This window comes from Flavobacterium sp. DG2-3 (assembly GCF_030730925.1).
Classification (GTDB): Bacteria; Bacteroidota; Bacteroidia; order Flavobacteriales; family Flavobacteriaceae; genus Flavobacterium.
The window spans coordinates 205,832-231,064 of record NZ_JAVAMB010000002.1 but is presented as its reverse complement, the minus strand read 5'-3'; the positions used below and the strand labels follow the sequence as shown (position 1 = coordinate 231,064).

The following is a 25,233-nucleotide window of genomic DNA, read 5'->3' as shown; positions in this document are numbered from 1 at the left end:
TAGTATTTAAAAAAAACTAAAATTTACTTATATGACTGATATGGTTCAAAAAATGAATCCGAAGGATTCAAATATGTATAGAATTATATTGCTGCACGGTGAATATGACCCCTTCGGGGTCACATATCTGCGGGAGGAATAATGTGCTATAAATATTTGAATCCTTCGGATTCTTTATTTGAAAAGAACTTTCATATTTTTCTTCTTCAGTTTTTTCGGCCTAATGATTTTCACAAATTGCATTTTTGCATTATTGCAGCTATGTTTTTTTACTTAGGATTAAATGAACTTATATGACTTATATGGTTCAAAATATTTAAAAGAAGGCCAATTGTTTGTTTTCTAGCCCCGATTGAGGCGGTATCCTCGTAGCGGAGCGGAGAGATATAGCCGAAAGCGGGAAAACATGTTTAATAAAAAGCTTTTTGTTTGGCTTTAAAAAAAACTTAGAACCTTAGTAGCTTAGCATCTTAGGAGCTTTCTTTTTCCATCTTTAATTGCTATTTTTGCCTAAAAGGAGAAAATTTCATGCAAAAATATATTGACCAGCTCAACGAAGCGCAGAGAGCGCCTGTTTTAAAGAAAGACGGGCCAATGATTATTATCGCTGGTGCAGGTTCTGGAAAAACCAGAGTTTTAACGATTAGAATTGCTTATTTGATGCATCAGGGAATTGATGCTTTTAATATTTTGTCGCTGACTTTTACCAATAAAGCGGCGCGCGAAATGAAACACAGGATTTCGGATATTGTGGGAGCGTCTGAAGCTAAAAATCTTTGGATGGGAACTTTCCACTCGATATTTGCCCGTATTCTTCGAGCAGAATCAGATCATTTGGGATATCCTTCCAATTTTACCATTTACGATTCTCAGGATTCGGCTAGATTGATTTCTTCGATTATCAAAGAAATGCAGTTGGATCGAGACATTTACAAACCAAAACAGGTTTTAGGACGTATATCTAGTTATAAGAACAGCTTGATTACGGTTAAAGCGTATTTTAATAATCCTGAATTAGTCGAAGCCGATGCTATGGCAAAACGACCAAGATTAGGAGATATTTATCAGCAATATGTAGAACGCTGTTTCAAAGCTGGAGCAATGGACTTTGATGATTTGTTGTTGAAAACCAATGAATTGCTAACTCGTTTTCCAGAAGTTTTGGCAAAATATCAAAACCGTTTCCGCTATATTCTGGTTGATGAGTACCAAGATACAAACCACTCTCAATATTTGATTGTGAGGGCTTTATCTGATAAATTTCAGAATATTTGTGTGGTTGGAGATGATGCGCAGAGTATTTATGCTTTCCGTGGTGCGAATATCAATAATATTTTGAATTTCCAGAAAGATTATGAGGGCGTGGTAATGTTCCGTTTGGAGCAAAATTACCGTTCGACCCGAAATATAGTTGAAGCCGCAAACACGGTGATGGAACATAATAAAACAAAACTGGATAAAGTAGTTTGGACAGCTAACGATTTTGGACCGAGAATTAAGGTTCATAGAAGTTTGACAGATGCTGAAGAAGGGCGTTTTGTGGCAAGTACGATTTTTGAGCAGAAAATGCAGAATCAGTTGCATAATGGCGCTTTTGCGATTTTATACCGTACCAACGCGCAGTCGCGTGCCATGGAGGATGCGTTGAGAAAGCGTGATATTCCATATAGAATTTATGGAGGATTGTCTTTCTATCAGCGTAAGGAAATTAAAGACGTTTTATGCTATTTGCGTTTGGTTCTGAATCCGAAAGATGAAGAAGCTTTAATTCGTGTAATCAATTATCCGGCGCGTGGAATTGGAGATACAACAGTTGAAAAATTAACCATTGCAGCCAATCATTACAAACGTTCGATTTGGGAAGTAATGGTGAATATCGATAAAATCGATTTGAAACTGAATGCGGGAACAAAAAACAAACTGAAGGATTTTGTGACTATGATTCAGAGTTTTCAGGTTATTGATCAGAATCAGGATGCTTTTTATGTTACCGATCACGTTGCCAAGAAAACGGGCTTGGTTCAGGAATTGAAAAAAGATGCTACTCCAGAAGGAATGGCAAAAATTCAGAATATAGAAGAGCTTTTAAACGGTCTTAAAGATTTTGTTGAAGGACAGAGAGAAATTGATGGAGCAAGAGGTGCACTTTCTGAATTCATGGAAGATGTGGCTTTGGCAACAGATTTAGATAAAGATACCAACGATGATGATCGTGTAGCTTTGATGACGATTCACTTAGCAAAAGGATTGGAGTTTCCGCATGTATTTGTGGTGGGAATGGAAGAAGATTTGTTTCCTTCTGCCATGAGTATGAGTACTAGAAGTGAACTGGAAGAGGAGCGCCGATTGTTTTACGTGGCATTAACTCGTGCAGAACATCAAGCGTATTTGACTTATGCTCAGTCGCGTTACCGCTGGGGAAAATTGACAGACAGCGAACCGTCTCGTTTTATAGAAGAAATTGATGGTCAATTTTTAGAATATTTGACACCATCAGAAACCAATTATCGTTATAAATCACCAATTGACGGTGATATTTTTGGCGATGTAGATAAATCAAAATTAAGGTTAAATAAACCCGTTGGCGGAACTCCGCCAGCTCATATTACTAGCAACGAGCCAAAACCAGATTTGAATATTCGTAAGCTGAAACCAGTTTCAGGAAATGCGCCATCAACTGGAAATTCAAATTTATTTGACAGTAAATTGACGGTAGGAAATATTGTAATGCACGAACGTTTTGGTAAAGGTGAAGTGATTAATCTTGAAGGTGTAGGAGCAGACAGAAAAGCTGAAATTAAATTTGAAGTAGGCGGATTAAAGAAATTGCTGTTACGATTTGCTAAGCTGGATGTAGTGGGATAAATGTAAATTTAAGTTCGAAGTATTTCGTAACTTTAATAAGCATGAAATTTAAAACCTTAAACTTAAAACAAAAAACATGGCTGAATTTATAAAAATATACCCAGATAAACCTAGTGAAGCGGCGATTGCAAAAGTAGTTAAAGTCCTTCAGAATGGCGGGTTGGTAATTTATCCGACAGATACTGTTTATGGTTTGGGCTGTGATATTACCAATTCGAGAGCGTTAGAAAAAATTGCTAAAATAAAAGGAGTTAAATTAGAAAAGGCCAACTTTTCATTTATTTGCCATGATTTAAGTAATCTGTCAGATTATGTAAGACAGATTAATACTTCTACATTCAAAATCTTAAAGAGAGCTTTACCAGGGCCTTATACTTTTATTTTGCCTGGAAATAATAGTCTCCCAAAAGAGTTTAAAAAGAAAACGACAGTAGGTATTCGTGTGCCTGACAATAATATCATATTAGAAATTGTTCGTCAGTTAGGAAATCCAGTTGTTTCGACTTCTATTCGTGATGAAGATGATGTAATAGAATATACTACAGATCCAGAATTGATTTTTGAGAAATGGCAGAATCTTGTAGACATGGTAATCGATGGAGGCTATGGAGATAATGTGGGATCAACAATTATTGATCTTTCTGAACATGAGCCAGTTATCGTAAGAGAAGGTAAGGGTGATATTGATATTTTGTAAAAAAATACACTAAAAGTATAAAAGTACAGAAATTATGAGTAACTTTATTTTGTTAAAATTTAGTTAGTTACTTAAAAATAATGCTATTCTTGATTTATATTTAATTGGTTATTAAAAACAAAATTAAGGATACATAAAAGCAGGTCGTAAGACCTGCTTTTTCTGTTTTTATAATGATGTACAACTAATTATTTTTGTTGTTTTTTCATTTCTTTTTCAATCATATCATAGAATTGATCGATTTTTGGCATAACTACGATACGAGTTCTTCTGTTACGAGCTTTGTCTTCTGCAGTGTCGTTTGGTACCAATGGCACGTAAGAACTTCTACCAGCAGCAATTAATTTAGCTGGGTTAACACCAAGATCGTTTGTTAATACACGAACGATAGAAGTAGAACGTTTAACACTTAAATCCCAGTTGTCTAAGATAATTCCGTTGCTTTTGTATGGTACGTTATCAGTGTGACCTTCAACCATACATTCGAAATCTGGCTTATCGTTTACAACTTTAGCAACTTTTCCTAAAACAGTTTTTGCTTTGTCGCTTACTTCATAGCTACCGCTTTTGAATAGTAATTTATCAGCGATAGAGATAAATACAACTCCTTTTTCAACATTGATTTCGATGTCTGGATCGTTGATTCCAACAGCACCTTTTAAGCTTGTTACTAAAGCTAAAGTTACACTGTCTTTTTTAGTAAGCGCATCTTGAAGTCTAGAGATTTTCAAATCTTTTTCTTTTAAACTTTCAAGAGATTTTTCAAGGTTTTCAGCACCTTTAGTAGTTAAGATTGTTAAATCTTTTGAACTATTGATAAGATCTTGATTATGCTGTTTGTAGCTTTCAGCTGTAGCAGCTAATCCAGCTTTTTCTTCTAAGCACGTATTTAATTTTACAGTACATGAGTTTAACAAATCTTGAGTCTCTTTGTTTTTAGCTTCTAACTCAGCATATTTCTTTTTAGAAACACATGATGTTAGGGCCATTAATACTGATAGTGCGATAACTATTTTTCTCATAAATTTAATTTTAATTAGACTTGATTACAAATTTAGTTTTTAATATTTTGAATACTGTTAAAGATTTCTTTAAATAAGGTCAATTTCCTGATATAATAAAGGAAAACGATGCTTTTCACCGTATAGTATTGCTGTATTTGAAAATCTTTACGTTTTTTTAAATATTTTAAAGATAAGCAATAAAAAGAGAAATGTGCCTTCAAAATGGCAAAAGTATGCCCGATTTTACCCTGTGTAAGAAAACGGATACCTGCAATTCCATCTAGAACCATGCGGAAAAAAACCACAAAAAATAATCCTCTTGAAGGCAGATTTTTGACCAGCATTAACAATGAATTTCTAAAATTCAGATACGTTTTTTTAGGATTTCCCTGTTGCAATGTCGCACCGCCTACGTGGTAAACAACAGATTGATAATTATACTTTATGATGTGCCCTTCATTTGCGGCACGCCAGCATAAATCAATTTCTTCTTGATGTGCAAAGAAGCTTTCGTCAAAACCGCCTAATTCATGATAGATGTTTTTTCTAATGAAAAAACAAGCTCCAGAAGCCCAGAACAATTCAACATTATCATCGTATTGCCCGTTGTCTTTTTCAACAGTTTCAAATATTCTTCCTCTGCAGAAAGGAAAACCGTATTTATCAATAAAACCGCCGGCAGCACCTGCATATTCAAAATATTCCTTGTTTTTAAAATCAAGAATTTTAGGCTGAATAATAGCGGTGTGTTTTTCTTTTTCGAAAGTATCAAGGATAGGCTGAAGCCAGTTTTCTGTAACTTCTATATCTGAGTTTACTAATGCATATATTTCTGCATCAATATGTTTCAAAGCATCATTATAGCCTTTTGCGAAGCCGTGATTGCCTGAATTTTTTACAATTTTTATAGTAGGAAAATTTTCTGTGACAAATGCAACAGAATTATCCGTAGAATCATTGTCAGCAACATAAATTGCTGCGCCTTCTGAAAACTGAATAACAGATGGTAAAAACTGCTCTAGCAATTTTACTCCGTTCCAATTTAAAATTACAACTGCTATTTTATCCAAAAGTACTTAATTATTTATTCTTTGTTAATGGTTTTCTTTATAGTCTGGCAGGTTTCTCAAAAACTCATATTTTTCGTTTTCAAAATCCATTTGACAATAAAAATGGTTTAGTCCGTTTGTGACATTCAAAAACCGTGCCTGCATTGTCATATTGTAACGCGCAATTTGATCAAAAGTTGCCTGAGAGATTTTAACTTCTGGCGCTTTGCACTCTACTAATATATGTATAGAACCATTAGAGTTAAATACGACAATATCGTAACGTTTTCTTAATCCGTTGACTGTTAAAACTTTCTCTACATTAATGAGCGATTTGGGGTATTTTTTTTCATGCATCAAATAATGAACAACATGCTGGCGAACCCATTCTTCTGGCGTAAGAATTATAAATTTTTTCCTGATTTCATCAAAAATAGACACTTTATTTTCGCTATTTTTGAATCGGAAAGTATAAGAAGGAAAATTTAGCTTTAACATAAAGCAAAAATATAAAATAGTTTCAGGTTTCAAGTTTAAAGTTTCAAGTTATTGGAACTTTAAACTTGAAACTTTAGACTTGAAACAAAATTAAATGGACGAAGTAGTAAAAATTGTTAATGATATTAAAGCCGGAGATATTAAACCGATTTATTTCTTGATGGGTGAAGAACCTTATTATATAGATAAGTTATCGGAATATATTGAGGGTAATGTTTTAGCCGAAGAAGAAAAAGGTTTTAATCAGACAGTTTTGTACGGAAGAGACGTTTCTGTAGACGATATTATTTCAACGGCCAAGCGCTATCCGATGATGGCTGAACGTCAAGTTGTTATCGTAAAAGAGGCGCAAGATTTATCAAGAACAATCGATAAAATAGAATCGTATGTAGATAACCCGATGCAGACCACTGTATTGGTTTTTTGTTATAAATATAAAACGCTCGATAAACGTAAAAAAGTTACTAAACTACTGGCACAAAAAGGTGTAGTTTACGAAAGTAAAAAATTATACGAAAATCAAGTAGGAGACTGGATTAAACGTGTTCTAGCCGGAAAAAAATATACCATTGATCCAAAAGCGAATGCCATGCTAGTGGAATTTCTAGGAACAGATTTAAGTAAAATCAATAATGAGCTAGAAAAGTTGCAGATTATTTTACCGAAAGGAACCATGATTACCGCTGAACATATTGAAGAAAATATTGGCTTTAGTAAAGATTACAATGTGTTCGAACTTCGAAAAGCAATTGGAGAACGTAATCAGTTGAAAGCATACAAAATAGCAGAGAATTTTGCACACAATCCGAAAGAATACCCTTTGGTTATGACAACAGGTTTGGTATTCGGTTTCTTTGTTCAGCTTCTAAAATACCACGGATTAAAAGATAAAAGTCCTAAAAATGTCGCTTCGGCCCTTGGCGTAAATCCATATTTCTTAAAAGAATACGATTTAGCCGTAAAAAACTACCCAATGCGAAAAGTAAGTCAGATTGTTGGTGCTTTGCGAGATATTGATGTTAAAAGTAAAGGTGTGGGAGCCAATGCTTTATCGCAGGCAGATTTGCTGAAAGAAATGCTGTATAAAATTTTTAATTAAGCCATTAAAATCACGATATTTGCTTTTCTAAAATTTTGCACTAAAAATATTTATACAATTATGGGAATGAATAAAAACACCATTTTAGGATGGGCTACTTTTATAATGGTACTTATGGGATTGTTGCTTATAGGTCTTGGAATCTTTAGATACAGTGATGTTTCGGGCTGGGGATTTGGTGCGGTAGGAGTTGGCTTTTTTGCTAATGCTTGGGTTTTCAATGCTTTGAAAGGAAGAGTTTAAATAAAAATTCAAAAAGAAATAAATAATTATAATAAAAAATAAAAAATGTCAGACGATAAGAAAGTAATTTTCTCAATGCAGAAATTGAGTAAAACCTATCAAGGAGCAGATAAGCCGGTTCTTAAGAACATTTATTTAAGTTTCTTTTATGGTGCTAAGATTGGTATTTTGGGACTTAACGGTTCTGGAAAATCTTCGCTTTTAAAAATTATTGCAGGAGTTGATAAAAACTATCAAGGTGATGTCGTTTTTCAACCTGGTTATACAGTAGGCTATTTAGAGCAAGAACCAATTCTTGATGATTCTAAGACAGTTATAGAAATTGTTCGCGAAGGTGCAGCTGAAACAATGGCTGTTCTTAAAGAATATAACGACATCAATGATTTGTTTGGTCTTGAAGAAAACTATTCTGATCCAGACAAAATGGATAAATTGATGGATCGCCAAGCAGCATTACAAGACAAAATTGATGCGCTTGGAGCTTGGGAAATCGATACCAAACTAGAAATTGCGATGGATGCGTTGCGTACTCCAGAAGGAGATACACCAATTAAAAACCTTTCTGGTGGAGAGCGCCGCCGTGTGGCTTTATGCCGTTTGTTATTGCAACAGCCAGACGTATTGCTTTTGGATGAGCCTACCAACCACCTTGACGCTGAGTCAGTTCTTTGGTTGGAGCAGCACTTAGCGCAATATTCAGGAACTGTAATTGCAGTAACACACGACCGTTATTTCCTTGATAATGTTGCTGGATGGATTTTAGAGTTAGATAGAGGAGAAGGTATTCCGTGGAAAGGAAACTATTCTTCTTGGTTAGATCAAAAATCAAATCGTTTGGCTCAAGAAGAAAAAGTGGCATCTAAACGTAGAAAAACTTTAGAGCGTGAGTTGGATTGGGTTCGTCAGGGAGCAAAGGGACGTCAGACAAAACAAAAAGCACGTTTGCAGAACTACGACAAATTATTAAATGAAGATCAAAAACAACTAGACGAAAAACTAGAGATCTATATTCCGAATGGTCCTCGTTTGGGGACAAATGTTATTGAAGCTAAAAATGTTGCCAAAGCTTTTGGCGATAAATTATTATACGATAATTTGAACTTCACTTTACCACAAGCGGGTATTGTTGGAATTATTGGACCAAACGGTGCTGGTAAATCTACTATTTTCAAAATGATTATGGGAGAAGAGGCTACTGATAGCGGAGAATTTTCTGTTGGAGAAACAGTAAAAATCGCTTACGTAGATCAGTCACACTCTAATATTGATCCGAATAAATCAATCTGGGAAAACTTTGCAGATGGTCAGGAATTGATTATGATGGGAGGAAAGCAAGTGAACTCAAGAGCTTATTTATCACGTTTCAACTTTGGCGGTGGTGAGCAAAACAAAAAAGTGTCAATGCTTTCTGGTGGAGAACGTAACCGTTTGCACTTAGCAATGACTTTGAAAGAAGAAGGAAACGTACTTTTACTGGATGAGCCTACGAATGACCTTGACGTAAATACACTTCGTGCACTAGAGGAAGGTTTGGAAAATTTTGCAGGTTGTGCTGTAATCATTTCTCACGACAGATGGTTCTTAGATAGAATTTGTACACACATTCTAGCTTTTGAAGGAAACTCTGAAGTTTATTTCTTCGAAGGAAGTTTCTCTGATTATGAAGAAAACAAAAAGAAACGTCTTGGTGGTGACTTAACTCCGAAACGTTTGAAATACAGAAAATTGATTAGATAACTTCTAATAAATTTCAAAATACAAAATCCCAAATTCCAATTGATGTGAATTTGGGATTTTTTTTATTTAGTTTGTCATTTCAATTTCTCTTACAAAACCAAATATTTTTTAGGAGCTAATCCCGCTATCCGTTACAATCTTTTTTATTTTTAAAGAAAAAATAAAAAAGGATTTTCACTTCTATCGGGGCTAGGAAACTCTTTTCATAAGAACATTTACGTTTAGTTTGTCATCCCGAGGAACGAGGGATCTTCGCAAGAAACTCCGCAATCAAAATCGCCAATCTTTGTCGAGCTACTTGCTGAGATTTCTCTCTTCGTTCGAAATGACAAAAAAAAGGAAAACGAAGTTGGAATCTGGATTTTTGTTTTTTAAACGTTTTGTTTTTTCGTCTAGTTTGTCATCCCGAGGAACGAGGGATCTCCGTAAGTAACTCCGCAATCAAAATCGTCAATCTTTGTAGAGTTTCGTGCGGAGATCCCTCGTTCCTCGGGATGACAAAAAATGAGGATAAGTCTAAAGAAACTTAGCTTTCAATTCCGGAGTAGGAATCATGCAGCTTTCTTTTTTGCCATACCAATTGTATCTATTTTTTGCAACGTAATCATAAATTCGGTCACTTATAAAAATCGGTACAATTCTAAAAATTGGAGTTAATTTCCAAAGCCCGCCAAAATTTTTCGCGATTTCGATAACAGCAGAAGATTTATAAAAATAAGCTGTTCCGGGATTGTATAAAATAATGCTATCCATTTTAGAAAAACTGATTCCCAGATGTTTGCAAATTGAAATCCCTAATTCTGACTGCAATGCGACAAATCTAAAAATATCTTTTTTGTCGTGTTTGATAATGAACTGTACAGCAGAACTGCAGAGATTACAAACTCCATCAAAAAGTATTATTTTTTTATTTTTTGCAGTCATTGCGAGGAACGAAGCAATCTCATGATGTTTATCCATTACAATTTGTTATTATAGAATCATTATGTTTTCTATTTCTTCAAATAGATCTTTCCAGGTTGGATTTAAAGAACGAATTAAATTGTTTTTTACTTCTCTTGAACCTGCTTTTATTTGTTTTTCTCTTCCAATTGCCTCTTCAATCCACTGAAATTGTTCATAATAAACTAAAATATTGACATTATATCGCGCAGAAAATGATTTTGGATATTTTTTGTTTTTATGTTCTAAAATTCTTTTCGGAAGATTTGATGTTACTCCGACGTAGACAACAGTTTGGTATTTATTTGTTATGATGTATACAAATCCAGGTTTCATTTTCTTAATTTATTTTGTAATTGTGAGTTTTATCTAACCCTTAGTGAGGTTGCTTCGTTCCTCGCAATGACAAAACTAACGAAAATAAAATAAATGTAAGATTTGTATTATGTATAATTTTTTATTATTGATTTTTAATATGTAATAATTTTTACAAATCAAAAACAGCTTTCATAAATTAATTTTAAGCTAATTTTAAAATTTGTTGATCTTCTTTTGTGTTAAAATGAAAATCTTTCTTTAAATCGTTTTATTTTAAATTTGGCGATTTTTAACTCAATTTTAAAGCTGAAAATTATTTTTTGACAGCTTCAACCAATTCCAATTCATCCAAGCTTACTTTCGAAGTAAAAATGCCATAATTTACTGTTGCTTTATTTTTTTCGATAGAATCGATACTTCCAACAGATCTTCCGTCAAGCATTCTTACACGGTCGCCAACTTTTAAAATTGGCTTTGGTTTTTCAATAACTGGTTTGAGTTTCTTTTCTTTTTTCTCTTTTCGAATTTCTTCTACTTTTACCTGAACTTCGGCTATAACTTCTTTTTGTTTTTCAACTTTTGCCTTTACTTCTTTTGGAGTAGCTTTTTTACGTTTCGAATTTTCAATTTCAACAATTTTCAAAAACTCACCAATTAGTTCCTTCTTATTTTTGTTATTGAAATACTTCTCGGCTATATCATCAATTTTTTGTCCGATGTAAATAATTTTCTGATTACTGTCGTAAAGTTCTTGATAGCTTTCTAATTTTTGCTGAATTCTAGTATTGATGTTTTCCATCTTTTTACTTTCTTCACGCGCACGAGTTTCTTCTTCTTTTAAATTTAAAGAAGTTTTTTCCAGCTTTGATCTCTCTTTTTGAAGCGTTGCAATAGTTTTGTCAAAACGAACTTTTCCAACTTCGATTTTCTTTTTCGCACGATTAATCAATCCAAATGGAATTCCATTTTTCTGAGCCACTTCAAAAGTAAACGAGCTTCCGGCCTGACCCAAAGCCAGTTTGTACATTGGTTCTAAAGATTTTTCGTCGAACATCATATTCGCATTCGTTGCATATGGCAATTCGTTAGCCAAAATCTTCAAATTAGAATAATGCGTTGTGATAATTCCGAAAGCCTCACGATGGTAAAATTCTTCTAAGAAAATTTCAGCTAAAGCTCCACCCAATTCTGGATCAGAACCTGTACCAAATTCGTCAATTAAAAACATGGTTTTTTTGTTGCATTTCTTTAAGAAATAATTCATGTTTTTTAAACGATAAGAATATGTACTTAAATGATTTTCAATAGATTGATTGTCTCCAATGTCTGTCAATATTCTGTCAAATAAGAATGTTTCGCTTCTTTCGTGCACCGGAATCAAAATTCCAGATTGCAGCATTAATTGCAATAATCCAACCGTTTTTAAGGAAATGGTTTTTCCTCCAGCATTTGGACCAGAAATAACAATAATTCTGTTTTCTTGTTTTAGTTCGATTGTCTGCGGATGCGTAACTTCTTGTTTTTGTTTGTTGTTCAAATATAAAATCGGATGATACGCTTCTCTAAAAAATAATCTTCTTTCGTCTGTAATTGCAGGTAAAATCCCGTTGATTCGGTTTGCATATTTTGCTTTTCCGGCAACTACGTCGATATCACTTAAAAAGTCTTGATATTCAATCAGTAAAGGAAGATATGGACGAATTGCATTTGATAAATTCTTTAGAATTCTAGTAATTTCTTCTTTCTCTTCGTATTCTAAATTGGCTAATTCTCGAGAATATTTCAAAGTAGCTTCTGGTTCGATATAAGCAATGCTTCCAGTTTTAGAACTTCCTAAAATTGAGCCTTTTACCTTACGGCGATACATCGCTAAAACGGCCAAAACTCTACGGTTTTGAACAAAACTTTCTTTAATATCATCCAAATAGCCTAAACTGTTGTACTGAGTCAAAGCCACACCAAAGCTTTGGTTTACTTTTCCGCGAACCAAATTCATATTTTGGCGAATTCCAGACAGAGCGGGAGAAGCATTATCTTTAATTTCTCCATATTTGTCTACAATTGCGTCAATTGCCGTGATAATATCTTTGGTCAATTCTACGCGAGAAGCTCTTGCGTTTAAATTTGGATAATAGTCATCGAATTTTTTTAAGAAATTCAGCAACACATTTGTTGTTGCAGAAAGATTAGCAATTTTTCTAAAACTTCCTACTTCAAGAAAACTGTCCTCAATGGCAAGAAATTTAATTTCATGCGAAATGGCGTCAAATCCGTGATTCGGAATGGCGTTATTATTCTGAAAAGAAGACACATACTCCGATGTCTGCATCAAAGCTTGCATTAATTCTTCTTTGTCTCTAAATGGTTTTATCTGTAAAGCCTTTTCTTTTCCAATGTCGGTGTTGCACCCATCTGAAATGGTTTCTAAAACAGTTGGAAATTGTAAGTCTTGTAATGTTTTTTCGGTAATACTGATCATTTATTTTCTTTATGAAAGCAAAAGCAAAAGTACGAAAACATTCATCAATTGTGAATTATGAGTTATGAATTATGAGTTTTTTTCTTTGCTGTCGTTTTAATTTTTTACTTTCGATTTTTGATGTTTTTCTTTTAGGAATATGATTTTAGGTAATTATTTCTGAAATTCGCATAAAAAAAATTATGGACGTAAAAATGCATTCTTCTTGGAAACCTGTTTTGAATGAAGAATTCGAAAAACCATACTTCAACGATTTAATTGAATTTGTAAAATCGGAATACGCGACAAAAATTTGTTACCCAAAAGGGAACCAGATTTTTTCAGCTTTTGACCATTGTCATTTTGACGAAGTAAAAGTAGTTATCATTGGGCAAGATCCGTATCACGGACCAAATCAGGCAAATGGTTTGTGTTTTTCTGTAAATGACGGAATTCCTTTTCCGCCTTCTTTATACAATATTTTTAGAGAAATCGAAACTGATTTGGGAAAACCGCTTCCTAAAACTGGAAATTTGGAACGTTGGGCAGATCAGGGTGTTTTTCTTTTAAATGCCACTTTAACCGTTCGACAATCTGAAGCAGGAAGCCACCAAGGAAAAGGCTGGGAAAAATTTACTGATGCTGTGATTAAACAAATTTCGGCTGAAAAAGAAAATGTTGTTTTCTTGCTTTGGGGAGGTTTTGCTCAAAAGAAAGCGGCTTTGATTGACGCTTCAAAACATCATATTTTAAAATCTGGACATCCTTCGCCTTTAAGCGCAAATAGAGGTTTTTGGTTTGGAAACAAACATTTTTCTCAAACTAATGAATTTTTGAAATCGAAAGGATTGAAAGAGATAGAATGGTAATTTAAGGTGCAAAGTTTCAGAGTGACAAAGGGACAAAGGTAAAAAACTTTGTGTCTTTGTGACTTTGCGAGAAATATTCTTTAGTTAAAAAAATCTTTTGAATCTGCGAGAAACAAAAGATTTTTTTATTTTATTTTTTTACGATTTCTTCTAAAACAGCTTTATTCTCGTAGTTTACTACTTTTAGAATAATTTCTTGATCTTTAACTGTTTTGCCTTCAATGATATAAAGTTTTCCTCCTTTTGTTGGAACGTTACTTTGATCAAAATCAACATCTCCGTAAGTTAAAGTATTTTTGACATCTGCCGTATCCACCCATTTTTCGCTTAGAGTCTGAATGGCTTTTGGAGAATATTGAAAAGGTTTTGTTCTAAGATTATTTAAAACTCTTGCGTTTGGAAAATAATTGCAACGGGTGTCTTTTCCAATAAAAAATCCTGATACAATAAAACATCCCATTACGAGACCAATCAGATAATATGCAAAACGGTGTACGAACTTCATGAAATAAATTTTTTGCAAAGGTACATTAAAGTTCCCTTAAAATACAAGTAAATTAATATCGTTGTCTGGTAAATCGAACCAGTCGCCAATAGCTTTATTTGTTAGGATTCCGTGATAAAGATAAATTCCGTTTTTAAGGCCTTTATTGCAGCGAATGGCGCTCTCGATACCACCATCTTCGGCTATCTGATGCAGATAAGGTGTCAAGATGTTACTGATTGATAATGAAGCCGTTTTGGAATATCTTGAAGGTATATTAGGTACGCAGTAGTGCAATACATTGTTTTTTATAAAAGTTGGTTTTTCATGAGTAGTGACTTCCGAAGTTTCGAAACAACCGCCAGTATCGATACTAACATCAACAATTACGGCACCTTTTTTCATGTGTTCTACCATTGTTTCATTTACGACAATTGGGCAGCGTTCTTTGCCCCGCATAGCGCCAATAGCCACATCACAACGTCTTAAAGCTTTTAATAAACCTTTTTGCTGTATAGTTGAAGTAAAAATTCTTTGGTTTAAATTGTTTTGAAGACGACGTAGTTTTGTAATCGAATTATCAAAAACTTTTACGTTGGCACCCAATCCGATAGCGGTTTTGGCGGCAAATTCACCTACAGTTCCTGCTCCTAAAATGACTACTTCAGTAGGAGGAACACCAGTAATATTTCCAAATAAAAGGCCTTTTCCGAATTCGTCAGTGATCATTAATTCAGCAGCAATAAGGATTGAAGCTGTTCCTGCAATTTCGCTTAAAGATTTTACAGCGGGATAAGATCCATCTTCATCTTTAATATATTCAAAAGCTAAGGCTGTAATTTTCTTTTTTGCCAATGCTTCGAAGTATTCTTTCTTTTTGGTTTTTAGCTGAATAGCTGAAATAATAACCGTTTCCGGATTAATCATTTCGATTTCTGCCAATGTTGGTGGTTCTACTTTTAATAAAAACGGACAGCCAAAAACTCTTTTAGTATCTTTTGTAATTTCTGCACCGGCATCTGCATATTCTTTATCCGTATAACTCGAACTTTCTCCAGCTCCAGATTCAATCATAACGCGGTGTCCCTCGTACGTTAAGGAGTTCACAGCATCGGGCGTAAGACAGATACGGCGTTCCTGGTAACTTGTCTCTTTAGGAATTCCTATAAAAAGTTCTCTTTTAAAACGACCAACCTCAAGTTTTTCTTCCTGCGGTATTAATTGTTGTTTTGTAAATGGAGTTAACGTGATTGACATGGATAGTGCAAAAATTAAGGGTACAAATTACGTAAAAAGATTTAAAATTAATGCAAAAATTCTGCTAATACTCTAAGCGGAGTGTTAAGAAATTTTTTCAATTATCATTTTCGGTTTTTCTTATGATCCAATTGTGATCAAGGTTTTTTCTTTCTCCCTCTTCACCATATTCAAGATTAAAAATCTGATTTAAAGAATTGTCTTTTAAAACTAATTGTTCAAGTGCCACAATTATCATGTTTTCAGTTGATGTTTCATCATCAGTTAAAAATATCCAATCGCCTTCATCATCATGGTAGACCTTTATTATTGGTTTACCTTCAAGCCATTGTTTTGTGGTGAAAGAAGTTAAGTTTTTTGGCTCTCTAAATTTAAAGTTGTTATTTCTATCTAACAGTGGCTGTTTGTATAAAAACTCTTCTTCAAAATTTTCTTCCCAAGGAAATTTATCATTTCGATCTGTCCAAACAAGTTGAAGTGCTGGAAAATTATTTTTGCTGTAAAAATTTATTGCAGTGCCAAAATAATCGTCAATATTCTCTGGATGAACTTTTAAGAATTCAGCTTTACTGTTGTTGAAAATTCGATCAAAATATTGTTTTTCGGTTATAAAAGACTCGCCAGTTTTAATTATTTCAGCAACATCATTTATTATAGTATGCAGAAGTGAAGCTGATAATCCAAAACAAATTATCTCAGGGTGATTATATTTTTGCCATAATCCTATACTGTAAGCAAAAGAAGGCAGATAATCCGTTGCTTCAATTATTATAACTTGAAGACCATACTTTTCAATATTGAGTACAATATCTTTTTTTAGATCATTATGCTCAACGCAATTATGTTGGTTTTCGGAAGTCATGAAAAACTATATTAATGTTAGTTTTCTGCTTCCGTCTGAAAGCAATTCAATATTAATTGTAGAATGTTCTTCTGGGATTAAGCTTTCAATTTTTTCAGACCATTCGATAAAACACCAATTTCCAGAATACAAATAATCATCAACACCCATATCTAGTGCTTCGCTTTCTTGCTTAATTCTGTAAAAATCAAAATGATATACTTTTTTGCCGTTCGGAATCTGATATTCGTTTACTAGAGAAAAAGTTGGACTGCTGGTTGCGTCTGTAATTCCTAAACTCTTGCATAATTGCTTGATTAAAGTCGTTTTTCCAACACCCATTTCTCCATTAAAAAGAATAATTTTCTGAGGGTTTGAAGCTAAAATCTGCTCAGCAGTTTCCTGAATTTGATCTAAAGTAAAAGTGATCGTCATTTTGTGGTGAATTTTTGCCACGAATTTCACCAATTCTCACGAATTAATCTAAAATTATTTGTAAAAAATATTGAATTCGTGGCGGATAAATATCTGTATTAATTGTTTTCCGCGAAAGCGTAATTATTTTTTGCCACAGATTAAAGGATTAAAAAGGATTTTTATTTTATCTCCAAAATCTGCTAAATCTGCGAGACCAAATTTTTTCGCGCAGATTAGCAGATAAAGCGGATTTTTCCAATCCAAATAATCCTTTTAATCTGTGGCTAAATTATTTTTATTTAGGATTGAAAACCAAGAATGGAATAATCATTTCTTCTAACGAAATTCCTCCATGCTGATAGGTGTTTTTGTAATAACTAACATAATGATTGTAGTTGTTTACATAAGCCAGAAAGAAATCATTTTTGGCAAAAATAAACGAACTGCTCATGTTTATCGCAGGCAAACCAATGGTTTTAGGCTCTTTAACTACATAAACATCTTTTTGTTCGTAAGTTAAACTGCGACCAGTTTTATAACGCAAATTCAGACTTGTATTTTTATCTCCCACAACTTTCGACGGATTTTTTACATTTATTGTTCCGTGATCTGTTGTTAAAATCAGTTTGAAACCTAAAAGCTGTGCCTGCTGAATAATTTCTAATAATGGAGAATTTTTAAACCAGCTTAGAGTTAAAGAACGATAGGCTTTATCGTCTGAAGCCAATTCTTTTACCACTTCCATTTCTGTTTTAGCATGCGAAAGCATATCAACAAAGTTGTAAACTACCGTTACTAAGTCATTTCCTTTTAAGGCTTTGAAGTTTTCTGCTAATTTTTTTCCGCCAGAATAATTCGTGATTTTAAAATAATCTTCCTTAATATTTAAACCTAGACGTTTTAATTGAGCCGATAAAAATTCTGCTTCATAAAGGTTTTTTCCTCCGTCTTCAACATCATTTTTCCAATATTCAGGATGCTTTTTTTCCATTTCTAAAGGCATTAAACCAGAGAAAATAGAGTTTCTAGCATATTGCGTAGCAGTTGGAAGAATAGAGTAGTAGGGAACTTCTTTTTCAAGCTTATAATAGTTTGAAATTACAGTTTCAAAAGACTTCCATTGGTCGTAACGCAGGTTGTCAATAACCACAAACAGAATAGGTTTGTCTTTCTTTTTAATTTCAGGAACTACCAATTCTTTAAAAAGAGTGTTAGACATAATTGGTTTTTCTGCTTTTGGCTCAAACCAGTCTTCGTAATTTCTTTCGATATATTTTCCGAATTGCGAATTGGCTTCGACTTTTTGAGATTCTAAAATTTCGATCATTGCTGTATCGTTGATGTCTTCTAGTTTTAATTCCCAAAAAAGTAATTTTTTATATAATTCTATCCAATCTTCATAAGAATTGACCATTGCCAATTCCATCGAAATTTTTCTGAATTCTTTCTGGTAATCCAAAGTGGTTTTCTCGGTAATTAACCTCGAATCGTCTAGATTTTTCTTCAAACTCAAAAGAATCTGATTCGGATTTACTGGTTTGATCAAATAATCAGCGATTTTAGATCCAATGGCTTCTTCCATTATATATTCTTCCTCGCTTTTGGTGATCATAATCATCGGAATAGCAGATTTTTTTTCTTTCATTTCAGAAAGCGTCTCTAATCCGCTCATTCCAGGCATGTTTTCATCTAGAAAAACAATATCAAAATTATCTTCTTCAAACAAAGCAATCGCGTCAAGACCGTTATTGCAAGTAGTAACTTCGTAATTCTTTTTTTCTAGAAATAATATGTGTGGCTTTAAAAGATCGATTTCATCGTCGACCCAAAGTATTTTTATCTTATCCATAAATCAATTTAATTTTACTGCAATTTAAAGTTATAGAACTTAAAAAGTATTAAAAATAGTATAAAATTGCCAAACAAGATGCATGAATTTATTTTGCATTTTAACATTTTTAAATGTATTTTATTGATAATCATCATAATTTCGATTATGATTTTTAAGTAAAAAACACCAGACTCTTTATACTTATTTACTTATATTTGTTGACCAAAAAAATAACCAGACTGTGACTCAGATCAATAAATTAAAAATATTCAACGATCCTATATATGGATTTATAACGATTCCGAACGAGCTGGTTTACGATTTAATTCAGCATCCTTATTTTCAGCGTCTACGCCGTATTTCTCAAATGGGATTATCGTATTTGGTGTATCCAGGAGCCAATCATACCCGTTTTCATCACGCTTTAGGATGTATGCATCTGATGAAAAAAGCGATCGATACGCTTCGTTTTAAAGATGTTGTCATTTCTGAAGAGGAAGAAAATGCGCTTTTAATCGCCATTTTACTTCACGATATAGGACATGGGCCATTTTCTCATGCAATGGAAAAAAGTATTGTAGAAGATGTACACCACGAAGCCATTTCACTACTGTTTATGAATCAGTTAAATGATGAGTTTGACGGAAGATTAAGTTTGGCGATTCAGGTTTTTAAAGGAGAATATCATAGAAAATTCATGTTGCAATTAATTTCGAGCCAATTGGATATGGATCGAATGGATTATTTGAAACGTGATAGTTTTTATACGGGAGTTGCTGAAGGAAATGTAAATTCTGAACGTTTGATTCAGATGATGAATGTTGAAAATGATGTTTTGGTAATCGAAGAAAAAGGAATTTATTCTGTAGAGAAATTTCTGCTTTCTAGAAGATTAATGTACTGGCAGGCGTATTTACATAAAACAAGTTTGGTTGCCGAATTAATTTTGATGAAGGTATTAAAAAGAGCCAAAGAACTGGTTTTAAAAGGAGTAGATCTTCCTTGCAGCGAGCCGCTTTCTTATTTTATGCACAATAAAGTAACACTTGAAGATTTTGATGCCGAGAAGTTGGATTTGTTTTCGCAATTAGATGATTTTGATATTATTAGCGCTCTAAAAACTTGGCAGAGACATGATGATTTTGTTTTAAGCACTTTGAGTAAAATGATCATTAACAGAGATTTGCTTAAAATTAAAATGAGTGCAGAGAAAGTCTCTATGGAAGAATCTCAGTCTTTAAAAGAGCAGTTTGCCAATAAGCATCATATTTCGCAATTGGATGCAGGATATTTTATTTTTAGAGGAAAAATTAAAAATCAGGCGTATAGTAAAGAAGCAGAACCTATCCGTATTTTGAAAAAAGATAAAACAATTGAGGATGTTGTTGAAGCTTCTGACCAGCTGAATTTGAAATCGTTATCTAAATTGGTAACAAAATATTATATCTGTTTCCCAAAACAACTTATATAAAATTAACATTTAAATCCTATTTTTTATATTTTTGTCGCGATGAAATTTACAGCAGAACAAATAGCAGGAATTTTAGAAGGAGAAGTTGTTGGGAATCCCAATGCAGAAGTTTCTAAGCTTTCTAAAATCGAAGAAGGAGACGAGGGATCGCTTACTTTTTTGGCTAATCCTAAGTATATCAATTATATATATACTACAAAAGCGACAGTAACAATTGTTAATGAAAGCTTTATTCCAGAACAGGAAATTACAACTACACTAATTAAAGTGGAAGATGCTTATGCAGCGTTTTCTAAACTTTTACACTTTTATAATCAAGTCAAATTAAATAAAACGGGCATCGAGCCTCAGTCATTTATGTCTGAAGGTACTAAATATGGCGAAAATCTATATTTGGGAAGTTTTAGTTATGTTGGACAAAATGTAGTTTTAGGTGATAATGTAAAAATTTATCCGAACAGTTTTATTGGCGATAACGTTGTTATTGGCGATAATGTATTCATTTTTGCTGGTGCTAAAATTTATTCAGAAACTGTTATTGGAAACAATTGTACGGTACATTCTGGCGTTATTATCGGCGCTGATGGTTTCGGATTTGCTCCAAACGAAAATGGCGAATACAGTAAAGTGCCGCAAATTGGAAATGTTATTATTGAAGATAACGTAGATATTGGTGCTAATACTACGATAGACAGAGCAACTCTTGGTTCTACAGTTATTAGAAAAGGAGTGAAGCTAGACAATCAGATTCAGATTGCGCACAATGTAGAAATTGGAAAAAATACTGTGATTGCTGCTCAAAGTGGTGTTGCGGGTTCTACAAAAATTGGCGAAAATTGTATGATTGGTGGACAAGTAGGTATTGCAGGCCACTTAACAATAGGTAATAATGTTAGGCTTCAAGCGCAGTCGGGTGTAGCCAGAAACATTAAAGACGACGAAGTTTTACAAGGAACTCCGTCTCTTGGATATACCGATTTTAATAAATCGTATGTTCATTTTAAGAATCTGCCTAAAATTGTGGCTGAAGTTGAAGAATTAAAAAAACAAATAATAAACCCAAAAAATGGAAATAATGGTTAAACAGAAGACCATCAAAAATGAAATTTCGCTAACAGGAGTTGGTTTACACACTGGAAAAGAAGTTACAATGACTTTTAAACCTGCACCTGTTAATAATGGTTTCACTTTTGTAAGAGTAGATTTGCAAGGTCAACCAGTTATTGAAGCTGATGCTAATTATGTTGTTAATACTCAAAGAGGAACAAATCTTGAGAAACTTGGAGTGAAAATTCAAACTCCTGAACACGTTTTGGCAGCAGTTGTTGGATGTGATTTGGATAATGTCATTATTGAATTGAATGCCTCTGAACTTCCAATTATGGATGGTTCATCAAAATATTTTGTTGAAGCAATTGAGAAAGCAGGAATTGAAGAACAAGACGCAAGCCGTAACGTTTATGTTGTAAAAGAAGTTATTTCTTTTACTGACGAAGCTACGGGAAGCGAAATTCTTGTAATGCCTAGCGACGAATATCAGGTTACTACTATGGTAGATTTTGGTACAAAAGTTTTAGGTACTCAAAATGCCACTCTTAAAAGTCTAGCCGATTTTAAATCTGAAATTGCAAGCTCTAGAACTTTTAGTTTCCTTCATGAATTAGAATCTTTGTTAGAGCACGGACTTATTAAAGGTGGAGATTTAAACAATGCAATCGTTTATGTAGATAAAGAAATCTCTGAATCTACAATGGAAAATTTAAAGAAAGCTTTTGGTAAAGAGGAGATTTCTGTAAAACCAAACGGCGTTTTAGATAATCTGACATTGCATTATCCAAATGAAGCGGCAAGACATAAATTGCTTGACGTAATTGGAGATTTATCTTTAATTGGAGTTCGTATCCAAGGAAAAATTATCGCAAACAAGCCAGGGCACTTTGTAAATACTCAGTTTGCAAAGAAATTGGCTAAAATTATCAAAATAGAGCAGAGAAACCATGTGCCAACTTATGACTTAAATCAGGAGCCACTGATGGATATTCATAAAATTATGGCAATGCTTCCTCATAGACCGCCATTCTTGTTAATCGACAGAATTATCGAAATGTCTGATCGTCACGTAGTAGGTTTGAAAAACGTTACGATGAACGAGAATTTCTTCGTTGGTCACTTCCCAGAAGCTCCAGTTATGCCAGGTGTATTAATTGTTGAAGCAATGGCACAAACAGGCGGAATTTTAGTGTTAAGCACAGTTCCAGATCCTGAAAATTATTTGACATATTTCATGAAAATTGATAATGTTAAATTTAAACACAAAGTATTGCCAGGTGATACTTTAATTTTTAAATGTGAGTTAATTTCTCCTATCAGAAGAGGAATTTGTCATATGCAAGCAAACGCTTATGCAAATGGTAAATTGGTAACTGAGGCTGAATTAATGGCACAAATAGCAAGAAAACAATAATAAATTATCAAATTTATTGTTTAGGTTTGTTGCTTCAAATCAGAATATTTTAATTAAAAATATAAAACATACAGATGAATCAACCATTAGCATATGTTCATCCAGGCGCGAAAATCGCTAAAAACGTTGTAATAGAGCCATTTACAACAATTCACAATAATGTTGTTATTGGTGATGGTACTTGGATTGGTTCAAACGTGACCATCATGGAAGGGGCTAGAATTGGAAAAAATTGCAACATTTTTCCAGGAGCTGTAATTTCTGCGGTGCCACAAGATTTAAAATTCGGAGGTGAAGATTCTCTTGCTATTATCGGTGATAATTGTACAATTAGAGAATGTGTTACTATCAATAGAGGAACAATTGCTTCTGGCCAAACTATAATAGGAAACAACTGTTTAGTAATGGCTTATGCTCACATCGCACACGACTGCGAGATCGGAAATAACGCTATTATCGTAAATGGTGTTGCTTTAGCAGGCCACGTAGTAGTTGGAAATCATGCTGTTATTGGTGGTTTAGCTGCTATTCACCAATTTATTCATATTGGAGATCACGCTATGATTTCTGGAGGATCTTTGGTAAGAAAAGATGTTCCGCCATTTACAAAAGCGGCAAAAGAGCCTTTGTCTTATGTTGGAATTAACTCTGTTGGTTTAAGAAGAAGAGGATTTACTACTGAAAAGATTAGAGAAATTCAGGAAATATATAGAATTTTATACCAAAAGAATTACAATACAACTCAGGCTTTAAGTATTATTGAAGCTGAAATGGAAGCGACTCCTGAAAGAGATGAAATTTTAGATTTCATTAGAAACTCTTCTCGAGGAATCATGAAAGGTTATTCAGGAAATTATTAAATTTAAGAGTTTAGATTTCTGATTTTAGAGTTCTAAACTACAGTTGAAAAAATAAAAAAAATGAAGATTGATTCTAAGTTTTGGATCTAAAATCTACATTCAAAAATCTAAAATAAAAAACAAATGGCGTCTACATCAGATATTAGAAACGGATTGTGTATTAAATTTAATCACGATATCTATAAAATTATTGAATTTCTTCACGTAAAGCCTGGAAAAGGTCCAGCTTTCGTAAGAACAAAACTAAAAAGTTTAACTTCAGGAAAAGTATTAGACAATACTTTTTCAGCTGGTCATAAAATTGATGTTATTCGTGTTGAGACACATACTTTCCAATACTTATATCCAGAAGGTGATGAATTCCACTTTATGAATGCTGAAACGTTTGAACAAATTTCTTTAAACAAAAACATTTTGGATGCTCCAGATTTGTTAAAAGAAGGAACAAATGTGATGGTACAAATCAATACAGAAACAGATTTGCCTTTATCAGTAGATATGCCAACATCTGTAATTCTTGAAGTTACTTATGCAGAGCCAGGAGTAAAAGGAAATACTGCTACAAACGCAACAAAATCTGCTACAGTTGAAACAGGAGCGACAATTAACGTTCCGTTGTTCATCAATGAAGGTGATAAAATTAAAATCGATACAGCTTCAGGTTCTTACATGGAGCGTGTTAAAGAATAGTTATTTTAATTAAGATAATTTGACAATGAGTCAATTAGAAAATTTGTGAGTCGACATAATTTTGTATATTCACATTCTAATTGACTCATTTTCTAATTGAGATAATAGGACAATGAGCCCATTAGATAATTTTTAGATCAACATAATTTTGGATATAAATTTTCTAATTGACTCATTTTCTAATTTACAAGTTTTCTAATTATACTATATGAAATTTCCAAAGAGTCATTCTTTACAAGAAATTGCCAATTTGCTTAATTGCAAATTTATTGGCGACAAAGACTTTCAAGTTTTAGGCATGAACGAAATACACGTTGTAGAGCCTGGAGATATTGTTTTTGTTGACCATCCAAAATATTATGATAAAGCTTTGCAGTCGGCTGCAACTATTGTTTTGATAAACAAAGAAGTAGAATGTCCAGAAGGTAAAGCGCTTTTAATTTCTGATGATCCATTTAGAGATTTTAATATTCTTACCAAGCATTTTAAGCCGTTTCAGTTTGCTAATGTTGCCATTGCTTCTACTGCACAAATAGGAGAGGGAACAGTTATACAGCCTAATACTTTTGTTGGAAACCATGTGAAAATTGGTAAAAACTGCCTGATACATTCTAATGTTTCTATTTACGACCATACTGTAATTGGCGATAATGTTATTATACATGCTGGAACCATTTTAGGAGCCGATGCTTTTTATTATAAAAAACGTCCTGAAGGTTTCGATCAGTTAATTTCTGGCGGAAGAGTTGTTATTGAAGATAATGTTGGTATCGGTGCTTTGTGTACTATCGATAAAGGCGTTACTGGAGATACCACAATTGGTGCAGGTACTAAACTAGATAATCAAGTGCATGTTGGACATGATACCGTAATTGGCAAAAAATGTCTGATTGCTTCGCAAACTGGTATTGCGGGCTGTGTAATTATTGAGGACGAAGTAACTTTGTGGGGACAAGTAGGAACCACAAGCGGTATTACAATTGGGGCAAAAGCCGTTGTAATGGGGCAGACAGGTGTAACTAAGTCGGTTGAAGGCGGAAAATCCTATTTTGGTACTCCAATTGAAGAGTCAAGAGAAAAATTGAAACAATTAGCCAATATCAAGAAGATTCCTGAAATTTTAAGTAAATTGAAGTAAT

General features: G+C 33.5%; 23 protein-coding genes. 12 read left to right on the top strand and 11 right to left on the bottom strand.

Going from position 1 to position 25,233, the window contains the following annotated elements; genetic code table 11:
* The first annotated feature begins 528 nt into the window (after positions 1-528).
* Together Q9Q97_RS05010 and Q9Q97_RS05005 are read left to right on the top strand one after the other, a co-directional pair.
* A complete protein-coding gene (locus Q9Q97_RS05010; RefSeq protein WP_306155256.1) occupies positions 529-2,865 on the top strand; it encodes an ATP-dependent helicase in 2,337 nt (778 codons plus the stop codon).
* Between the two features lie 76 nt (positions 2,866-2,941).
* Positions 2,942-3,562 (top strand): L-threonylcarbamoyladenylate synthase, encoded by a 621-nt coding sequence (locus tag Q9Q97_RS05005; protein ID WP_306155255.1) that lies wholly within the window; start codon positions 2,942-2,944, stop codon positions 3,560-3,562.
* Positions 3,563-3,750: 188 nt separating this feature from the next.
* On the opposite strand, the gene Q9Q97_RS05000 is transcribed toward Q9Q97_RS05005, so the two are convergent.
* Genes Q9Q97_RS05000 through Q9Q97_RS04990 form a run of 3 tightly spaced genes read right to left on the bottom strand, consistent with a single transcriptional unit; the run spans position 3,751 to position 6,113 of the window.
* Positions 3,751-4,584 (bottom strand): flagellar motor protein MotB, encoded by an 834-nt coding sequence (locus Q9Q97_RS05000; RefSeq protein ID WP_306155254.1) that lies wholly within the window; start codon positions 4,582-4,584, stop codon positions 3,751-3,753.
* A gap of 32 nt (positions 4,585-4,616) precedes the next feature.
* Positions 4,617-5,636, bottom strand: a complete 1,020-nt coding sequence (locus Q9Q97_RS04995; RefSeq protein WP_306155253.1) for a glycosyltransferase family 2 protein — start codon at positions 5,634-5,636, stop codon at positions 4,617-4,619.
* 24 nt (positions 5,637-5,660) lie between these two features.
* Positions 5,661-6,113: a type I restriction enzyme HsdR N-terminal domain-containing protein gene (locus tag Q9Q97_RS04990; protein WP_306155252.1), complete on the bottom strand. Its 453-nt coding sequence runs from the start codon at positions 6,111-6,113 to the stop codon at positions 5,661-5,663.
* A 94-nt stretch (positions 6,114-6,207) separates the two neighbouring features.
* On the opposite strand from Q9Q97_RS04990, the gene holA reads away from it, so the two are divergent.
* Genes holA through ettA form a run of 3 tightly spaced genes read left to right on the top strand, consistent with a single transcriptional unit; the run spans position 6,208 to position 9,192 of the window.
* Positions 6,208-7,212, top strand: a complete 1,005-nt coding sequence (gene holA / locus Q9Q97_RS04985; protein WP_306155251.1) for a DNA polymerase III subunit delta — start codon at positions 6,208-6,210, stop codon at positions 7,210-7,212.
* A gap of 60 nt (positions 7,213-7,272) precedes the next feature.
* The gene (locus Q9Q97_RS04980; protein ID WP_125720634.1) at positions 7,273-7,455 is read left to right on the top strand and encodes a CAL67264 family membrane protein; all 183 of its coding nucleotides are present in this window, start codon (positions 7,273-7,275) and stop codon (positions 7,453-7,455) included.
* Positions 7,456-7,500: 45 nt separating this feature from the next.
* A complete protein-coding gene (gene ettA / locus Q9Q97_RS04975; protein ID WP_306155250.1) occupies positions 7,501-9,192 on the top strand; it encodes an energy-dependent translational throttle protein EttA in 1,692 nt (563 codons plus the stop codon).
* 516 nt (positions 9,193-9,708) lie between these two features.
* On the opposite strand, the gene Q9Q97_RS04970 is transcribed toward ettA, so the two are convergent.
* The 3 genes from Q9Q97_RS04970 to Q9Q97_RS04960 all read right to left on the bottom strand — a co-directional run bounded on the left by Q9Q97_RS04970 (position 9,709) and on the right by Q9Q97_RS04960 (position 12,931).
* On the bottom strand, positions 9,709-10,152 hold the full coding sequence (locus Q9Q97_RS04970) for a thiol-disulfide oxidoreductase DCC family protein (protein WP_306155249.1): 444 nt from the start codon (positions 10,150-10,152) through the stop codon (positions 9,709-9,711).
* Positions 10,153-10,164: 12 nt separating this feature from the next.
* Positions 10,165-10,470, bottom strand: a complete 306-nt coding sequence (locus Q9Q97_RS04965; protein ID WP_306155248.1) for a GIY-YIG nuclease family protein — start codon at positions 10,468-10,470, stop codon at positions 10,165-10,167.
* 295 nt (positions 10,471-10,765) lie between these two features.
* Positions 10,766-12,931, bottom strand: coding sequence for a DNA mismatch repair protein MutS (locus Q9Q97_RS04960; protein ID WP_306155247.1), 2,166 nt, complete (start codon positions 12,929-12,931; stop codon positions 10,766-10,768).
* 182 nt (positions 12,932-13,113) lie between these two features.
* Here Q9Q97_RS04960 and Q9Q97_RS04955 point away from each other — a divergent pair, with 182 nt between their 5' ends.
* Positions 13,114-13,779 carry a uracil-DNA glycosylase gene (locus tag Q9Q97_RS04955; protein WP_306155245.1) on the top strand — a complete coding sequence of 222 codons (666 nt, stop codon included), beginning with the start codon at positions 13,114-13,116 and terminating at the stop codon, positions 13,777-13,779.
* A 130-nt stretch (positions 13,780-13,909) separates the two neighbouring features.
* Here Q9Q97_RS04955 and Q9Q97_RS04950 read toward each other — a convergent pair whose 3' ends face one another.
* The 5 genes from Q9Q97_RS04950 to Q9Q97_RS04930 all read right to left on the bottom strand — a co-directional run bounded on the left by Q9Q97_RS04950 (position 13,910) and on the right by Q9Q97_RS04930 (position 18,627).
* Entirely contained in the window at positions 13,910-14,284 is a 375-nt protein-coding gene (locus Q9Q97_RS04950) for a DUF4258 domain-containing protein (protein ID WP_306155244.1), read from the bottom strand.
* Positions 14,285-14,320: 36 nt separating this feature from the next.
* On the bottom strand, positions 14,321-15,520 hold the full coding sequence (locus tag Q9Q97_RS04945; RefSeq protein WP_306155242.1) for an alanine dehydrogenase: 1,200 nt from the start codon (positions 15,518-15,520) through the stop codon (positions 14,321-14,323).
* Positions 15,521-15,617: 97 nt separating this feature from the next.
* Complete coding sequence (locus Q9Q97_RS04940; protein ID WP_306155240.1) at positions 15,618-16,382, bottom strand: DUF4262 domain-containing protein; 765 nt, start codon at positions 16,380-16,382, stop codon at positions 15,618-15,620.
* A gap of 6 nt (positions 16,383-16,388) precedes the next feature.
* Positions 16,389-16,796: a tRNA (adenosine(37)-N6)-threonylcarbamoyltransferase complex ATPase subunit type 1 TsaE gene (gene tsaE / locus Q9Q97_RS04935; protein WP_306155238.1), complete on the bottom strand. Its 408-nt coding sequence runs from the start codon at positions 16,794-16,796 to the stop codon at positions 16,389-16,391.
* Positions 16,797-17,073: 277 nt separating this feature from the next.
* Positions 17,074-18,627, bottom strand: coding sequence for a bifunctional response regulator/alkaline phosphatase family protein (locus Q9Q97_RS04930; protein WP_306155236.1), 1,554 nt, complete (start codon positions 18,625-18,627; stop codon positions 17,074-17,076).
* Between the two features lie 223 nt (positions 18,628-18,850).
* Here Q9Q97_RS04930 and Q9Q97_RS04925 point away from each other — a divergent pair, with 223 nt between their 5' ends.
* The 6 genes from Q9Q97_RS04925 to Q9Q97_RS04900 all read left to right on the top strand — a co-directional run bounded on the left by Q9Q97_RS04925 (position 18,851) and on the right by Q9Q97_RS04900 (position 25,232).
* Complete coding sequence (locus Q9Q97_RS04925) at positions 18,851-20,080, top strand: HD domain-containing protein (RefSeq protein ID WP_306155234.1); 1,230 nt, start codon at positions 18,851-18,853, stop codon at positions 20,078-20,080.
* Positions 20,081-20,119: 39 nt separating this feature from the next.
* Positions 20,120-21,163 (top strand): UDP-3-O-(3-hydroxymyristoyl)glucosamine N-acyltransferase, encoded by a 1,044-nt coding sequence (lpxD, locus tag Q9Q97_RS04920; protein ID WP_306155232.1) that lies wholly within the window; start codon positions 20,120-20,122, stop codon positions 21,161-21,163.
* Positions 21,156-22,544, top strand: a complete 1,389-nt coding sequence (locus tag Q9Q97_RS04915; RefSeq protein ID WP_306155230.1) for a bifunctional UDP-3-O-[3-hydroxymyristoyl] N-acetylglucosamine deacetylase/3-hydroxyacyl-ACP dehydratase — start codon at positions 21,156-21,158, stop codon at positions 22,542-22,544. Before lpxD ends, Q9Q97_RS04915 begins: the two co-directional genes overlap by 8 nt.
* 74 nt (positions 22,545-22,618) lie before the next feature.
* The gene (gene lpxA, locus Q9Q97_RS04910; RefSeq protein WP_306155228.1) at positions 22,619-23,404 is read left to right on the top strand and encodes an acyl-ACP--UDP-N-acetylglucosamine O-acyltransferase; all 786 of its coding nucleotides are present in this window, start codon (positions 22,619-22,621) and stop codon (positions 23,402-23,404) included.
* A 123-nt stretch (positions 23,405-23,527) separates the two neighbouring features.
* Positions 23,528-24,094: an elongation factor P gene (efp, locus tag Q9Q97_RS04905; protein ID WP_306155226.1), complete on the top strand. Its 567-nt coding sequence runs from the start codon at positions 23,528-23,530 to the stop codon at positions 24,092-24,094.
* Positions 24,095-24,302: 208 nt separating this feature from the next.
* On the top strand, positions 24,303-25,232 hold the full coding sequence (locus Q9Q97_RS04900; protein WP_306155224.1) for a UDP-3-O-(3-hydroxymyristoyl)glucosamine N-acyltransferase: 930 nt from the start codon (positions 24,303-24,305) through the stop codon (positions 25,230-25,232).
* Position 25,233: the final 1 nt, after the last annotated feature.

What these genes read in the sequence shown, in the direction of transcription:
- Q9Q97_RS05010 (WP_306155256.1), top strand. Translation starts at nt 529, where the DNA reads ATGCAAAAATATATTGACCAGCTCAACGAAGCGCAGAGAGCGCCTGTT.
- Q9Q97_RS05005 (WP_306155255.1), top strand. Translation starts at nt 2,942, where the DNA reads ATGGCTGAATTTATAAAAATATACCCAGATAAACCTAGTGAAGCGGCG.
- Q9Q97_RS05000 (WP_306155254.1), bottom strand. Translation starts at nt 4,584, where the DNA reads ATGAGAAAAATAGTTATCGCACTATCAGTATTAATGGCCCTAACATCA.
- Q9Q97_RS04990 (WP_306155252.1), bottom strand. Translation starts at nt 6,113, where the DNA reads ATGTTAAAGCTAAATTTTCCTTCTTATACTTTCCGATTCAAAAATAGC.
- holA (WP_306155251.1), top strand. Translation starts at nt 6,208, where the DNA reads ATGGACGAAGTAGTAAAAATTGTTAATGATATTAAAGCCGGAGATATT.
- Q9Q97_RS04980 (WP_125720634.1), top strand. Translation starts at nt 7,273, where the DNA reads ATGGGAATGAATAAAAACACCATTTTAGGATGGGCTACTTTTATAATG.
- ettA (WP_306155250.1), top strand. Translation starts at nt 7,501, where the DNA reads ATGTCAGACGATAAGAAAGTAATTTTCTCAATGCAGAAATTGAGTAAA.
- Q9Q97_RS04970 (WP_306155249.1), bottom strand. Translation starts at nt 10,152, where the DNA reads ATGGATAAACATCATGAGATTGCTTCGTTCCTCGCAATGACTGCAAAA.
- Q9Q97_RS04965 (WP_306155248.1), bottom strand. Translation starts at nt 10,470, where the DNA reads ATGAAACCTGGATTTGTATACATCATAACAAATAAATACCAAACTGTT.
- Q9Q97_RS04960 (WP_306155247.1), bottom strand. Translation starts at nt 12,931, where the DNA reads ATGATCAGTATTACCGAAAAAACATTACAAGACTTACAATTTCCAACT.
- Q9Q97_RS04955 (WP_306155245.1), top strand. Translation starts at nt 13,114, where the DNA reads ATGGACGTAAAAATGCATTCTTCTTGGAAACCTGTTTTGAATGAAGAA.
- Q9Q97_RS04950 (WP_306155244.1), bottom strand. Translation starts at nt 14,284, where the DNA reads ATGAAGTTCGTACACCGTTTTGCATATTATCTGATTGGTCTCGTAATG.
- Q9Q97_RS04945 (WP_306155242.1), bottom strand. Translation starts at nt 15,520, where the DNA reads ATGTCAATCACGTTAACTCCATTTACAAAACAACAATTAATACCGCAG.
- Q9Q97_RS04940 (WP_306155240.1), bottom strand. Translation starts at nt 16,382, where the DNA reads ATGACTTCCGAAAACCAACATAATTGCGTTGAGCATAATGATCTAAAA.
- tsaE (WP_306155238.1), bottom strand. Translation starts at nt 16,796, where the DNA reads ATGACGATCACTTTTACTTTAGATCAAATTCAGGAAACTGCTGAGCAG.
- Q9Q97_RS04930 (WP_306155236.1), bottom strand. Translation starts at nt 18,627, where the DNA reads ATGGATAAGATAAAAATACTTTGGGTCGACGATGAAATCGATCTTTTA.
- lpxD (WP_306155232.1), top strand. Translation starts at nt 20,120, where the DNA reads ATGAAATTTACAGCAGAACAAATAGCAGGAATTTTAGAAGGAGAAGTT.
- Q9Q97_RS04915 (WP_306155230.1), top strand. Translation starts at nt 21,156, where the DNA reads ATGGTTAAACAGAAGACCATCAAAAATGAAATTTCGCTAACAGGAGTT.
- lpxA (WP_306155228.1), top strand. Translation starts at nt 22,619, where the DNA reads ATGAATCAACCATTAGCATATGTTCATCCAGGCGCGAAAATCGCTAAA.
- efp (WP_306155226.1), top strand. Translation starts at nt 23,528, where the DNA reads ATGGCGTCTACATCAGATATTAGAAACGGATTGTGTATTAAATTTAAT.
- Q9Q97_RS04900 (WP_306155224.1), top strand. Translation starts at nt 24,303, where the DNA reads ATGAAATTTCCAAAGAGTCATTCTTTACAAGAAATTGCCAATTTGCTT.